Source organism: Cryobacterium psychrotolerans (genome assembly GCF_900101115.1).
Taxonomy (GTDB): domain Bacteria; phylum Actinomycetota; class Actinomycetes; order Actinomycetales; family Microbacteriaceae; genus Cryobacterium; species Cryobacterium psychrotolerans.
Map to the genome: position 1 here is coordinate 23,137 of NZ_FNFU01000003.1, position 14,173 is coordinate 37,309.

The 14,173-nt window shown below is 68.8% G+C and carries 13 protein-coding genes; 6 read left to right on the plus strand and 7 right to left on the minus strand.

Annotation, left to right across the window (positions count from 1 at the left end; translation table 11 throughout):
• Positions 1-32: 32 nt before the first annotated feature.
• From BLQ39_RS03420 to BLQ39_RS03435, 4 genes are read left to right on the plus strand one after another with little or no spacing between them, the layout of a single operon-like run.
• A complete protein-coding gene (locus BLQ39_RS03420) occupies positions 33-1,088 on the plus strand; it encodes a metallophosphoesterase (protein ID WP_092321774.1) in 1,056 nt (351 codons plus the stop codon).
• A 16-nt stretch (positions 1,089-1,104) separates the two neighbouring features.
• Positions 1,105-1,761, plus strand: a complete 657-nt coding sequence (locus BLQ39_RS03425; protein ID WP_241982845.1) for a phosphoribosyltransferase — start codon at positions 1,105-1,107, stop codon at positions 1,759-1,761.
• A gap of 50 nt (positions 1,762-1,811) precedes the next feature.
• Positions 1,812-3,506, plus strand: coding sequence for a bifunctional 3'-5' exonuclease/DNA polymerase (locus tag BLQ39_RS03430; RefSeq protein ID WP_092321776.1), 1,695 nt, complete (start codon positions 1,812-1,814; stop codon positions 3,504-3,506).
• A 1-nt stretch (position 3,507) separates the two neighbouring features.
• Positions 3,508-4,344: a DUF1684 domain-containing protein gene (locus BLQ39_RS03435; RefSeq protein WP_092321778.1), complete on the plus strand. Its 837-nt coding sequence runs from the start codon at positions 3,508-3,510 to the stop codon at positions 4,342-4,344.
• Here the strand turns inward: BLQ39_RS03435 and BLQ39_RS03440 are convergent.
• The gene (locus BLQ39_RS03440) at positions 4,279-4,926 is read right to left on the minus strand and encodes a PadR family transcriptional regulator (protein WP_167738538.1); all 648 of its coding nucleotides are present in this window, start codon (positions 4,924-4,926) and stop codon (positions 4,279-4,281) included. The two genes, BLQ39_RS03435 and BLQ39_RS03440, sit on opposite strands and share 66 nt — an antisense overlap.
• A gap of 226 nt (positions 4,927-5,152) precedes the next feature.
• On the opposite strand from BLQ39_RS03440, the gene BLQ39_RS03445 reads away from it, so the two are divergent.
• Positions 5,153-5,674 carry a DUF3145 domain-containing protein gene (locus BLQ39_RS03445; RefSeq protein WP_092321781.1) on the plus strand — a complete coding sequence of 174 codons (522 nt, stop codon included), beginning with the start codon at positions 5,153-5,155 and terminating at the stop codon, positions 5,672-5,674.
• 171 nt (positions 5,675-5,845) lie between these two features.
• Here BLQ39_RS03445 and BLQ39_RS03450 read toward each other — a convergent pair whose 3' ends face one another.
• From BLQ39_RS03450 to aceE, 6 genes are all read right to left on the minus strand, one after another.
• On the minus strand, positions 5,846-7,081 hold the full coding sequence (locus BLQ39_RS03450) for a beta-ketoacyl-[acyl-carrier-protein] synthase family protein (RefSeq protein ID WP_092321782.1): 1,236 nt from the start codon (positions 7,079-7,081) through the stop codon (positions 5,846-5,848).
• 96 nt (positions 7,082-7,177) lie between these two features.
• Positions 7,178-7,426, minus strand: a complete 249-nt coding sequence (locus BLQ39_RS03455; protein WP_092321784.1) for an acyl carrier protein — start codon at positions 7,424-7,426, stop codon at positions 7,178-7,180.
• A gap of 61 nt (positions 7,427-7,487) precedes the next feature.
• Entirely contained in the window at positions 7,488-8,492 is a 1,005-nt protein-coding gene (locus BLQ39_RS03460) for a beta-ketoacyl-ACP synthase III (RefSeq protein ID WP_092321785.1), read from the minus strand.
• A 34-nt stretch (positions 8,493-8,526) separates the two neighbouring features.
• Positions 8,527-9,447: an ACP S-malonyltransferase gene (locus BLQ39_RS03465; protein ID WP_092321787.1), complete on the minus strand. Its 921-nt coding sequence runs from the start codon at positions 9,445-9,447 to the stop codon at positions 8,527-8,529.
• 99 nt (positions 9,448-9,546) lie between these two features.
• Positions 9,547-10,710, minus strand: a complete 1,164-nt coding sequence (locus tag BLQ39_RS03470; RefSeq protein ID WP_241977065.1) for a PucR family transcriptional regulator — start codon at positions 10,708-10,710, stop codon at positions 9,547-9,549.
• A gap of 49 nt (positions 10,711-10,759) precedes the next feature.
• Positions 10,760-13,486, minus strand: coding sequence for a pyruvate dehydrogenase (acetyl-transferring), homodimeric type (gene aceE, locus BLQ39_RS03475; RefSeq protein WP_092321790.1), 2,727 nt, complete (start codon positions 13,484-13,486; stop codon positions 10,760-10,762).
• 215 nt (positions 13,487-13,701) lie between these two features.
• Between aceE and BLQ39_RS03480 the strand changes: the two genes are divergently transcribed.
• Positions 13,702-14,169, plus strand: coding sequence for a peroxiredoxin (locus BLQ39_RS03480; RefSeq protein ID WP_092321791.1), 468 nt, complete (start codon positions 13,702-13,704; stop codon positions 14,167-14,169).
• The last annotated feature ends 4 nt before the right edge of the window (positions 14,170-14,173 follow it).

Below are 14,173 nucleotides of genomic sequence, written 5' to 3' on the forward strand. Positions count from 1 at the left end.
TCTCATACGGCCGACATGCGAGGAGCGGGCATATGCGAGGGACAAGGTTGAGGGTCGCGACGTCTTGTGCGGCCGGAATAGCGGTCGCGGGCATCGTGCTGGCCGGATGCGCGGCGTCGGCCCCGGTCCCGGTGCCGCAGACGTCCGTCCGGGCGGACGGAGCGACCTCCGTGCGGTTCACGGCCTCCGGCGACATCGCCGAGCGCACCCAGTCCGCGGCCGTGCTCGACCAGGTAGCGAGCATCAGACCCGACCTGCACCTGGCCCTCGGCGACCTCTCCTACGGCACGCCAGGGAGCGAGGCGGCCTGGTGCGATTTCGTGACCTCCCGGGTTGGAGAGGGTGTGCCGTTTGAGCTCCTCGCGGGCAACCATGAGAGCGACGGGCGGAACGGCAATATCGACGACTTCTCCGACTGCCTGCCCAACCAACTCCCGGGACTGGTCGGGACCTACGGGCGCCAGTATTTCGTGGATGTGCCCCGGGTGAACCCGCTCGTGCGGTTCATCATGATCTCGCCGGGGTTGAAGTACCCGGATAGGCGGTGGTCGTATTCCGCGGGCAGCGCGCGCTACCGGTGGACCGCGAGGGCCATCGATGGCGCCCGCAGTGCCGGCATCCCCTGGGTGGTGACCGGCATGCACAAGCCGTGCCTGTCCGTCGGCAGGTACCCCTGCGATCCCGGAGCCGACCTGCTCAACCTGCTCGTGGCCAAGCGCGTGGATCTCGTGCTGAGCGGTCACGAACACCTGTACGCGCGATCGAAGCAGCTCGCGCTCGGCGAGTCCTGCCCGGATCTCGAGCCCGAAAGCTACTCCTCCGCGTGCGTCTCGGATAGCGACAGTGACCTCACCCACGGCGCCGGGACGGTCATGGCCATCGTCGGGACGGGCGGTGTGGCCCTGCGCGACGTCAACCCGAGCGACCCGGAGGCCGGCTACTTCGCGGCCTGGTCCGGGCTGAACCTCGACCCCAGCCACGGCAATCTGGATGTTCGGGTGACGGAGGACACGCTGACGGCGGGATTCGTACCCGTCGCCGGCGGCAGCTTCACGGACTCGTTCACCATCGACGCACGCGTACCGTAGGCGAAAAGGACGAATCGTGTTCAGGGACCGCCCCGACGCCGGCAGACAACTGGCCGAGAAGCTGGCCGAGCAGTTGGAGACGCTCGACCTGCGCGATCCGGTCGTCTACGCCCTTCCCCGTGGGGGAGTACCGGTCGCCGTGGAGGTCGCCAGGCGGCTCCGGGCGCCGCTCGACCTCATCCTCGTGCGCAAGATCGGGGCTCCGGGGTGGCCGGAGGTGGCCATGGGCGCGGTCGTGGACGGGGAGGATCCGCAGACCATCATCAACGAAGACGTGTACGCGGCGACCGGCAGCGATGCGGCGGGCCTGGCGCGTGCGCGCCAGGCGGAGCTCGAGGAGATCGAACGGCGACGCAAGCGCTACCTGGGCGATCGGCCGCAGGTGAGCCCGGCCGGCCGGGTCGCGGTCATCGTCGATGACGGGATCGCGACCGGTGCCACGGCCAAGGTGGCGCTGGCTGCCGTGAAACGCCAGGGGGCGGCCACCACCGTGCTCGCGGTACCCGTCGCACCCGCGGACACCGTGGCCGAGATGAGGGGGCTGGCGGATGTCGTCGTCGTTCTCGACGTTCCCTCCGAGTTCTGGGCGATTGGCCCGTTCTACACCGACTTCCACCAGCTGACCGACGACGAGACGATCGGCCTGCTCCGGACGGCGTGGTCGGGCGACTGAATCGGCCGGGCGTCGCGCCGGGCGCCGGTGGCACACGGCAGAATGGCACTGTGTACCTTCTGGCCAGCCGAACGGGCAACGGAGAGATCCTCGTCACCGCACTCGACGCTGCCGGCGCCCCCACCGCTCCAGCCGAGCGCCTCACCCAGCTCGACTTCCCGGCCTTCGTGGCGGCCAGGGAGCCCGCCGGGCCGCGCTGGGTGTGGGATGACACCTCGCGGTGGTCGCCCGGCCTGCTTGCGGCCGGGACCCGGGTGCGCCGCTGCCACGACCTGAGGCTGTGCCACGCGATCCTGCGTGGATCCGAGCTGACCCGGGCGAGTGAACTGGCCGGGCGAGCCCCCGGCGGGTGGGATCGCGCGGCGGCCCTGGAGGCGGCTGTGCCCCAGGGCGCGACGCTCTTCGACCTGGCCTTCGACGACGAACCGGCCGACGACGACACGATGGCCGAGTTCCTGAGCCAGCTCCAGGCGGTCGCCTCCTGCCCGGAGCCCGGCCGCCTCCGGCTCCTGCTCGCCGCCGAGTCGGTCGGAGCGCTCATCGCGGCGGAAATGCAGTTTGCCGGGTTGCCGTGGCGAACGGACATCCACGATCGGCTGTTGACGGCGGAACTCGGCCCCCGAGTGGCCCACGGGACCCGGCCGGAACGGCTCGAGGAGCTGGCCGGGCGAATCCGCTGCGAACTCGACGACCAGGTGTTCAACCTGGACTCACAGCAGGAGTTGCTCAAGGCTCTGCAGCGTTCCGGGCTGATGGCCACGTCGACGCGCGCGTGGGAATTGAAGAAGCTCGAGCATCCGGTGATCGAGCCGCTGCTCGAGTACAAGAAGCTGGCCCGCCTGCTCAGCGCGAACGGCTGGTACTGGATGGACACCTGGATCGTGCACGGCCGGTTCCATCCCGAGTATGTCCCCGGCGCCGCCACCACCGGCAGGTGGGGCGCCAGCGGCGGGGGCCCCTTGCAGCTGCCCAGGCAGGTGCGCGGCGCCGTCGTCGCCGACGAGGGTTGGAAGCTGGTGGTGGCGGATGCCGCGCAGCTGGAACCCCGCATCCTCGCCGCGCTTTCCGCCGACACGGCCATGGCCGCGGCCGGGCGCGACACCGACCTGTATGCCGGCATCGTCGCCAGCGGCGTGGTCGAAACCCGCGACCAGGCCAAGGTCGCCATGCTCGGGGCGATGTACGGCGCGACCACGGGGGAGAGCGGGCGCCTGCTGCCCAGGCTCGCCCGGGCCTACCCGCGGGCGCTCGGCTTGACCGAGGCCGCTGCGCGCGCCGGCGAACGCGGCGACATCGTCACAACCCGGCTCGGGCGGTCCTCACCCCGGCCGGGCGAGAGTTGGCAGGCCACCCAGGCGCAGGCGTATGACCCGGCGGCGTCGGACGGCGACGAACGCCGTGCGCGCAGCCAGGCCCGGGACTGGGGCCGGTTCACCCGCAATTTCGTGGTGCAGGGGAGCGCCGCGGAATGGGCGCTCTGCTGGATGGCCGAGGTGCGTAAGGAGCTGTGGTCCCTCCGCGGCACCGAGGCTCCGGACCGACCGGCGGCGTTCGCCGCCACGCCGCACCTGGTCTTCTTCCTGCACGACGAGGTCATCGTGCACACCCCGGTCGCCCTGGCGGGCGAGGTGGAGCAGATCATCACGAGGGCGGCTGCGACGGCCGGCCGCCTGCTCTTCGGCGACTTCCCCGTCGACTTCCTCCTCACCGCGGCCACCGTCGACAGCTACGCGGAGGCGAAGTAATGTGAGCGCCGCCGATGACGCCGGGGCCGGCGGCCTCGAGTCCTTCCGGGCGAAGCGACGGCGGTCGGTTGTGGCGCCCCAGGGTAACCTGGCCCTCGTGAACACCCAGTGGGTCACCGGCGACGCCGGAGAATCCCGGCGCGTCCGGGGCGTTCCGGGCCTCTGGTCGCCCCTGCCGAGCGGGCTCTCCGGGTTGCGCCTGACCGCGACGGCGGCCGACGGCATCCGGGTCGACGAAGAGCTCGTCGATGGCAGCGTGATCGTCGCCGGGATGGATGCGCTCGCCCCGTCACACATCCGGTTCAGCACGGGCCGCACGGGCACCATCATCGCCGACGCGGCCGGCGGGTACGCCCTGCGCGTGTGGGACGCCCAATCCGACGGTATCCGCGCGTTCGGCTCCATCGACGCCTTCCCCTGGGACCCCGAGTGGGTCATCCGCGCCTCCTTCGCGCCGCTCGACGGTGACGCAGAGGTGAGCGTCGCCCATCTCCATGACCAGGGCGCGACCCGGCAGAAGAGGCTGCCCGGAGAGATCGTGGTCGGCCGGGACGGAGTGGAGTATCGCCTGGCCGCCTTCCCGGACGGGCCCTCCCTCCTGCTGGTCTTCGGCGACACGACCAACGGCGTGTACACGTACGGCATGGGGCGCTTCCTGCGCGTGGCGCCCGGCGACGACGGGAGCGTCATCCTCGATTTCAACCGGGCGTACCTGCCCCCGTGCGCCTTCAGCTACAACTTCAACTGCCCCATCCCGCCGGCCCGGAACCGGTTACCGTTCGCCATCGAGGCGGGGGAGCGGAACGTGCTGGCCAAGGGCGGCGAGCTCCTGCACTGACGAGTGCGGCACCTGGTGTGCCGGCACAGCCGCCGCGGGGCGCCGGCCCCGCCGTGGGCGTGCGTGGCTGAGCTCCCGGCGGAACGCGCCCGCCGATACGCCGGCCAGCGCCGCCTCGGCTTCGTCCAGCCAGGCCAGGGCTGCGGCGGCGAGGGCGGATGCCGCCGAGGCGGCCAGCCTGTCCTGTCCGGTCAGCGCAGCCCCGTTACGTGTGCGCTGCCAGCGACTTCGGTAGCCGGCGATGATGGCCGGCACATCGCTGTGCGGCAGCGAGGACGCCAGGAGCACCCGGTCCACGAGGTCGTTCCATTCCTCGCCGACGGGGCTGCTCGTGTCGGAGAGCCAGGTCAACGCCTCGGCGCGCCCGGCGTCGGTCAGCCGGTACAGGGGAAGTCCGTCGTGGGTGGTCCCGGCGGACTCCACGGCGCCCTGGCTGACCAGTCGGTCCAGGGTGCCGTAGATCTGGCCGACGTTCACGGTTCGCCTGCCCGCGGTCCGGGACTGCAACTCGCCGTGCAACTGAAACCCGTAGGCCGGGCCGATCGTGAGGATGACCAGCAGATTGCTTCGAACCGACACCATGCCTCCGTGAAAATTGCCCGATATTTCTATACCGAATATACAGAATCGACCGAGGTCGGACGGACTCGCGGAATAACAGTGTTGTGATTTCGTTGCGGGGTGAGGCATAATTCAGCTAGCGACTGCGATGTCGTTCAATTTCATAGCCAGGCCGTACTCACTGCATTCGAGTTCGCCGTTCAGAGGTCGTTGGGGAAGACGCACCTCAGAGGAACGGAGAAAAACGATGGCGGCAACACAGGCACGGCAGGCAGCAACTGCACGGGGAGTGCTTTATGTGCACTCCTCTCCTCGTGCACTCTGCCCCCACGTCGAGTGGGCGGCAGGGCGCGCCCTGGGCGAGGCGGTCAATTTCGACTGGACCGAACAGCCCGTGCAGAAGGGTTCGCAGCGCGCCGAGTATTACTGGGAGGGCGACCGGGGAACCGGCGCGGCCCTCGCATCAGCCCTGCGCGGATGGGAACACCTGCGCTACGAGGTGACGGAAGATGCCGGCCTCGGCACCGACGGCGGACGCTGGCTGCACACGCCGGACCTCGGTATCTTCTATGCGCAGACCGACACCGCCGGCAACATCGTCGTGCCGGAGGACCGAGTGCGGTACGCCATTGAGGTGGCCGGCGCCAACGCGATCGAACTCCACCGGGAGCTCCGGCTCGCACTCGGCCAGGCGTGGGATGACGAGCTGGAACCGTTCCGCCACGCGAGCGATTTCAATTCCGTCGTCTGGCTGCACAAGGTCGGCTGACCCAGGAACCTGCGATTCGCAGGATCGTGGCGCCAGGCGCGCAGGTCGGAGAGCACTCCCGGCGGCACGTAAACGAAACGACGCGAATCGCACTCAAGAAGAAGACCCCGACCGGAAGCCGGTCGGGGTCTTTCTGGGGGATCGCGCGGTCGAGTTTGCCGCGATCCGCGGCTACACGCTGCGGAAAGCGACGACGGCGTTGTGGCCGCCGAATCCGAACGAGTTGCTGATCGCGAGCAGGTCGCCGGACGGGAGGGCGCGCGGCGACGTGACCACGTCGAGCGGAATGCTCGGGTCCTGGTCGGTCAGGTTGATCGTCGGGGGTGCCACGCGGTCCGAGAGCGCCAGCACGGTGAACAGAGCCTCGATGGCTCCGGCCCCTCCGAGCAGATGACCGGTGGACGCCTTGGTTGCCGAAACGGGAATGCCGTCGAGCAGGTCCCCGAAGACGCGGCGCAGGGCGTTGTACTCGGCGATGTCGCCGACGGGCGTGCTCGTGGCATGAGCGTTGATGTGCGAGACGTCGCCGAGGTCCGCGCCGGCGTTGCGGATCGCGGTGATCATGGCCCGGGCGGCGGCGGATCCCTCGGGGTCCGGAGCGGTGATGTGGTATGCGTCGCTGGTCACGGCACCGCCGAGGAGCTCGGCGTAGATGCGGGCGCCGCGGGCCCTGGCGTGCTCCTCGGTCTCGACGACGAGGGCGGCAGCGCCCTCACCGAGCACGAAACCATCGCGGTTGATGTCGTAGGGGCGGGACGCCCTGGCCGGGTCGTCGTTGCGCTTGGAGAGCGCCTGCATCGACGCGAAGGCCGCGATCGGGAGCGGGTGGATCGCCGCCTCGGAGCCTCCGGCGATGATGATGTCGGCGTGCCCTGCCTGCAGGCGGTCGTAGGCGTTGACGAGGGCCTCGGTGCTGGACGCGCAGGCGGAAACGACGGTCCGGATGCCGGCGCGGGCATGCAGGTCCATGCCGATTGCCGCTCCGGGGCCGTTGGGCATCAGCATCGGCACGGTCATCGGCAGAACCCGGCGCGGACCGCGCTCGCGCAGCGTGTCCCAGGCGTCGAGCAGGGTCCAGACACCGCCGATACCGGTCGACCAGTCGACGGCCAGGCGGTCCGGGTCGACTTCGGGGGAGCCGGCATCCGCCCAGGCCTCGCGGCCGGCGATCAGCGCAAACTGGCTGGACGGGTCGAGGCGCTTCGTTTCGTGCCGGGCAAGGATCTCACTCGGGGAGACCCTGGCCTGCGCGGCGAACGTCACCGGAAGTTGAGTTTCGGCGACCCAGTCGTAGTCGAGCGTGCGTGCGCCGGACTCACCGGCCAGCAGTGCCGACCAGCTTTCGGAGGCGGTCCCGCCGAGAGGCGAGGTCGCGCCGATGCCGGTGATAACGATCTTCTTGGTCATAACATAACTCCCCGTGAGGCATGGAAACGCGAGACGCAAGTCCCGCACGAACAGGCCGGTCGGCAGATGCCGGCCGGCCTGTTCATCGGCCGGGTCTTAGCCCTGGGCCTTGGTGATGAACGTGACGGCGTCGCCGACGGTCTTGAGGTTCTTGACCTCTTCGTCGGGGATCTTGACGTCGAACTTCTCTTCTGCGTTGACGACGATGGTCATCATGGAGATGGAGTCGATGTCCAGGTCGTCGGTGAACGACTTGTCCAGCTCGACCGTGTCGGCTGCGATGCCCGTCTCGTCGTTGATGAGTTCGGCCAGGCCGGCAAGAACTTCTTCGGTGGACAATGCCATGTTGTTTTCTCCTTGGGGGTGTCTCGTTAGACCGAGACTCAGTTTAGATGGACGTGGGGGACTAAGGCAGCACAACGACCTGCGCGCCGTAGACCAGTCCGGCGCCGAAGCCGATCTGGAGCGCGAGGCCGCCGCTGAGCTCGGGGTGTTCTTCGAGCAGGCGGTGGGTGGCCAGCGGGATGGACGCGGCCGACGTGTTGCCGGTCGTCGCGATGTCGCGGGCGATCACGACGGATGCCGGAAGCTTCAGCTGCTTCGCAAACTCGTCGATGATGCGCATGTTGGCCTGGTGCGGGATGAAAGCGGCGAGCTGGTCTGCCGTGATACCGGCAGCCTCGAGCGCCTTCTTGGCCACCTTGGCCATGTCCCACACCGCCCAGCGGAAGACCGTCTGGCCCTCCTGGCGCAGGGTCGGCCAGGGCGCCTCGCCCCGCCGGTATTCCTGCAGCGTGTGGTTCATGCCCACGGCGTCCGCCTTCGACCCGTCGGAACCCCACACAGTGGGGGAGATCCCGGGGAACTCGCTCGGGCCGATCACCACGGCGCCGGCGCCGTCGCCGAGAAGGAAGGAAATGCTGCGGTCGGTGGGGTCGACCACGTCGGACAGCTTCTCCGCGCCGATCACGAGTGCGTAGTGGGCGGCGCCGGCGCGGATGAGCGCGTCAGCCTGGGCGATGGCATACGAGTAGCCGGCGCAGGCCGCGTTGACGTCATAGGCGGCGGCGGGCGTCGTGCCGACGCGGTCGGCAACGACCGCGGCCATGGATGGCGTCTGCTGGGTGTTGCTGATCGTGGCGACGATGACGGCGTCGATGAGGGTGGGGTCGATCCCGCTGCGCTCGATGGCCTCGCGGGCGGCATCCGTGGCGAGGTCGACGGCGAGCAGGTCCTGGCTGGCCCGGGTGCGCGTGATGATCCCGGTGCGCTGCTGGATCCACTCGTCGGAGGAATCGATCGGCCCGACCAGGTCGTCGTTGGGAACGACGAGGTCGCCGCGGGCGGCTCCCACCGACAGGATGCGGGTGTACTGCGGGCCGTGCGACTGCTGAAGTGTTGGCTGGGTCATGCGACTTCCTCGCTTGTGTTTCTTTGGTTCCGGCTCAGGACTGCTGCTCGAGCAGCGCCCACGCGGCCGGAAGATCGCCCGGCGTTTTGATGGCGACGCTGGGAACGCCCTTGAGTGCCCGCTTAGCGAGCCCGACGAGGGCTCCGGCCGGCGCAACTTCGATGATTCCGGTCACGCCGGCATCTGCGAACGATTGCATGCACAGGTCCCACCGTACCGGCGAGGAGACCTGGCCGACGAGTAGCTCGAGGAAATGGGCGCCGTCGGAAACTCGGCTTCCGTCGTGATTGGTCCAGATCGGCAGGGCGGGGTCGTGGGGCGAGAACCCGGCCGCGACGGACGCGAGATGCTCGGCGGCGGGCCGCATATACCGGGTGTGGAATGCGCCGGCGACCTGAAGCGGAATGACCCGGGCCCGGCTGGGCGGGGTCTCGGCGAGTGCGCCCAGCGCGGGCAGCGCGCCGGCCACGACGATCTGGCCGCCGCCGTTGAAGTTGGCTGGTTCGAGGTCCAGTTCGGCGAGCCTCGCGAGGAGTTCGCCCTCGTCGGCGCCGATGACGGCGCTCATTCCGGTGGGTTCGAGCGCTGCCGCCCGTGCCATCGCGGCGCCGCGCTCGCGCACGAATCGCATCGCGTCGACGGCGTCCAGGATGCCGGCGCCCGCGGCAGCGGTGATCTCGCCGACGGAGTGGCCGGCTATGCCGGCGACGGCGGTGTGGCGTCCGTCGGCCAGAAGGGCCCGGAGGGTGAGGAGTCCGGCCGCAACGATGAGGGGCTGGGCGATCGCGGTGTCGCGGATCGTGTCGGCGTCACTGAGGGTCCCGTGCGCCGTGAGGTCGATGCCGACCTGGTCCGACATGTCCGCCAGTCCGGCGGCGAAGTCGGGGCGTTCGAGCCACGGGGTGAGGAAACCTGGGGTTTGGGAGCCCTGTCCTGGGCAAACGACGACAATCACGTGACTAGTCTCCCAACCCGGGCCGAGGTCCGTGTGTCGAGGGTGCACCAAGTATTCGGCGATCGTTTGTCGTTTTCGGCATATTCGCCGTCGGCCGGGTCAGCGGCGACGGGCAGAACCGTCGTGGTCGCTGATCGAACCGATGATGAGTGCCGCCTGCAGGATGAGGGCTTCCCGGGCTCCGGTGGCGTCGTAGCCGATGACCTCCGACACCCGCTTGAGCCGATAGCGCACCGTGTTGGGGTGCACGAACAGCTCACGCGCCGTCGCTTCGAGCGATCGGCCGTTGTCGAGGTAGCACCACAGCGTGGTGAGGAGCTCGGTGGAGTGCGCCTGCAACGGGCGGTAGATCCGGTGGATCAGCGTGGCGCGGGCGAGCGGGTCGCCGGCGAGGGCGCGCTCGGGGAGCAGGTCGTCGGCCTGGACCGGTCGTGGGGCGTTCCGCCACGAGCGGGCGACGGCGAAGCCGGCCAGAGCGGCCTTCGCACTCTTGGACGCGTCGACGAGGTTGGGCACCTCGTGGCCGAGCACCAGGTGGCCGGGGCCGAAGCTGGGCTCGAGCTGCAGGGCGATTTCCATGAAACTGAGCGCGCCTGCGGTGCCGATCGCGTCGTCGGTGTCGACCGGGGTGGGATGGGCGCGGCCGATGACGAGCACGAGGCGGTTGCCCTGCACGCCGATCAGCACGTCAGCGGCCATGTGCCTGGCCGAGCGGCGCAGACGGTCGACGTCGAGCATCTTCGGAGTCGTTCCGACGAGCACACAGACCTCGCCGTGCCCGTGCCAGCCGAGCGCCGCGATGCGGCTGGGCAGTTCGTCGTCGTATTCGCCGCTGAGGATCGAGTCAACGACGAGGGCCTCGAGGCGGGCGTCCCAGAGCCCGCGGGCCTCGGCGGCGCGGGCGTAGACATCCGCCGCCCCGAACGCGATTTCCCGGGAGTAGAGCAGGATGGCCTCGCGCAGCAGTTCGCTGCCGTCCTTGACCCGTTCCTCGACGACTTCCACACTGACCCGGATCAGCTGCAGGGTCTGCTGCAGGCTGATCGAGCGCAGAAGCTCCCGCGGGGCGGCGCCGAAGACATCCGCCGCGATCCACGGGGTCGACGTGGGGTCGTCGAACCAGGAGATGAACGAGGTGATGCCGGCCTGCGCGACCAGCCCGACGGCGGACCGCCGCCCCGGCGGCATGTCGCCGTACCAGGGCAGCGTGTCCTCGAGCCGCTTGAGCGTGGCCGTGGACAACTCACCCGAGATTGTCCGCAGCCAGGCGAGCGTCTGTTCCTTCGTCTTGGGGGCCGCTGCCACGGGGAGCTTAGCTCTCGCCCCCGGCGGAGCCGGTGGTGCCCGCCGTGACGTCGTGCAGCTCATACTTCGCGATCGCCTGGCTGACCAGGCTCCGGTCGATCTCGCCACGCCTGGCGAGCTGCTGGAGCGTACGCACCACCATCGAGGGTCCATCGATCTTGAAGAAGCGGCGAGCGGCCGGACGCGTGTCCGAGAACCCGAAGTCGTCGGCGCCGAGCGTCGCGAAGTCACCGGGAACGAACTGGCGAATCTGGTCGGGAATCGCGTGCATGAAGTCGGTCACGGCGACGAACGGTCCGCTCGCACCCGCAAGCTTCTCGGTCACATACGCGGTGCGCGGCTCGGCATCCGGGTGGAGGAAGTTGTGGTCCTCGGCCGCCAGGCCGTCGCGGCGCAGCTCGGACCAGGAGGTGACCGACCAGACGTCGGCCGACACTCCCCAGTCGTCTGCGAGCATCTTCTGCGCCTCGAGTGCCCAGCCCACGGCGACACCGGAGGCCAGCAGCTGCGCCTTCGGCCCGGTCAGCGAGGACTCGTTGATGCGGTGGATGCCCCGAAGGATTCCGTCGACATCCACGTTCTCGGGCTGCGGAGGCTGCACGTACGGCTCGTTGTAGACCGTGATGTAGTACATGACGTTCGGCGTCGCGTGCTTGCCGCCGTACATCCGCTCGAGCCCGGCGCGCATGATGTGGCCGATCTCGTAACCGTACGCGGGGTCGTAGGAGACGACGGCGGGGTTGGTCGAGGCCAGCAGCGGCGAGTGGCCGTCAGCATGCTGCAGGCCTTCACCGGTAAGCGTGGTGCGGCCGGCGGTGGCGCCGATCATGAAGCCGCGCGCCATCTGGTCGCCCGCTGCCCACATGGCGTCGCCGGTGCGCTGGAAACCGAACATGGAGTAGAACACGTAGATCGGAATCAGCGGTTCGCCCTGGGTGGCGTACGACGTGCCGACGTTGGTGAACGCAGCCATGGCGCCGGCCTCGTTGATGCCGACGTGCAGGATCTGACCCTGCGGGCTCTCCTTGTAGGCGAGCAGCTGGGCGTGGTCCACCGCGGTGTAATGCTGGCCGTTCGGGTTGTAGATCTTGGCGTTCGGGAAGAACGCGTCCATGCCGAACGTGCGGGCCTCGTCCGGGATGATCGGCACGATGCGGTGGCCGAAGTCCTTCGAGCGCAGGAGGTCCTTGAGCAGCCGCACGAACGCCATGGTGGTGGCGATCTCCTGGGTGCCGGAGCCCTTCTTCGAGATCGCGTAGGTGGCGTCTTCCGGCAGGGTGAGCTGGGTGTACTTGCTGCGACGCTCCGGCAGGTAGCCGCCGAGCGCGCGGCGGCGCTCGTGCAGGTACTGGATCGCCTCGTCCTGGTCTCCCGGGGTGTAGTACGGCGGCAGGTACGGGTTCTCCTCGAGCTGGGCATCCGTGATTGGCACGTGCATGCTGTCGCGGAAGGTCTTGAGGTTGTCGAGCGTCATCTTCTTCATCTGGTGGGTCGCATTGCGGCCCTCGAAGCTCGGTCCGAGGCCGTAGCCCTTGATCGTCTTCGCCAGGATGACGGTGGGCTGTCCCTTGTGTTCGGATGCCGCCTTGAACGCCGCGTAGACCTTGCGGTAGTCGTGCCCGCCGCGCTTGAGGTTCCAGACCTCTTCGTCGCTGTAGTCCTCGATCAGCTTGAGCGCGCGCGGGTCGCGGCCGAAGAAGTTCTCCCGCACGTAGGCTCCACTTTCGGCCTTGTACGTCTGGTAGTCTCCGTCGGGCGTGACGTTCATCAGGTTGAGCAGGGCGCCGTCGGTGTCGCGCCGGAGGAGCTCGTCCCATTCGCGGCCCCAGACGACCTTGATGACGTTCCAGCCGGCGCCGCGGAAGAAGCTCTCGAGCTCCTGGATGATCTTGCCGTTGCCGCGCACAGGGCCGTCGAGGCGCTGCAGGTTGCAGTTGACGACGAAGTTGAGGTTGTCGAGGCCGTCGTTGGCGGCAACCTGGAGCTGGCCGCGGCTTTCGACCTCGTCCATTTCGCCGTCGCCGAGGAATGCCCAGACCTGCTGGTCGCTCGCATCCTTGATCCCGCGGTTGGTCAGGTACCGGTTCAGCTGGGCCTGGTAGATCGCGTTGATCGGCCCGAGGCCCATCGACACGGTCGGGAACTGCCAGAACTCCGGCATCAGGCGCGGGTGCGGGTAAGACGAAATGCCGTTGGGAGCGTGCGATTTCTCCTGGCGGAACCCGTCGAGCTGGTCCGTGCTCAGACGGCCCTCGAGGAAGGCGCGCGCGTAAGTGCCTGGGGAGGCGTGGCCCTGGATGAAGATCTGGTCGCCGCCGCCCGGGTGGTCCTGGCCGCGGAAGAAGTGGTTGTAGCCGACCTCGTAGAGGGCGGCGGACGACGCGTAGGTCGCGATGTGGCCGCCGACGGCGATGCCGGGGCGCTGTGAGCGGTGCACCAGCACGGCCGCGTTCCACCGGATCCAGGCGCGGTAGCGGCGCTCGATGTCTTCGTCACCGGGGAACTCGGGTTCGTTCTCCGCCGCGATCGTGTTGATGTAGTCCGTGGTGGGCACCATCGGCACACCCAGGTGCAGTTCCTTGGAACGCTTGAGCAGGCTCAGCATGATCTCGCGGCCGCGTTCGTGGCCGTGGGCCGCTACGAGCGAGTCCAGCGATTCAGACCATTCGGCGGTCTCCTGGGGGTCTGCGTCGTGCTTAGCAACGGAGTAGGGATCCTGATCGTCGACAGTCACACTCGACCTCTCTCTATTAGGCAGGTCGTGCCATGTTTAGTGGTGCCGCAAGCGGGGGTGGGTCAATCACACCCCACGACACCACGCCAGCCTACTGATTTTAGTCGCCGTCCGCGCACGCCGGGGCTCGGTCGTCTTGGTGCGCCGACCCGGCGGGGCTATGCTTTGGGACCGTGTTCAGCCGCCTCCATCGCGGCACGGAAAGGAAACGCAGCATGGCACTGGAAAACGAGACCCTTGCACCCGATTTCGAGCTCGTCAACCAGTACGGCGAGCGCATCCAGCTCAGCCAGTACCGCGGTGACAAGTCGGTCGCGCTGGTGTTCTTCCCGCTGGCCTTCTCGGGAATCTGCAGCGGCGAGCTCTGCGAGCTGCGCGACAATCTGTCGCTCTTCGCCGACGCCGGGGTTGAGGTCATCGGCATCTCCGTCGATTCCCGGCACGCGCTGCGCGCGTGGGGGGAGCAGGAGGGCTACACCTTCAGCCTGGTCGCCGATTTCTGGCCGCACGGCGCCGTCGCCAAGGAATACGGGGTGTTCCTGGATGCCAGGGGGTTCTCGAACCGGGCGACCTTCCTGATCGACCCGCGCGGGATCATCCGAGCGAGTTTCATCACAGAGCCGGGGGAGCCCCGCTCCTTCAGCGCGTACCAGGCGGCGCTGGCCGAACTTCAGCCCGCCTGACCCC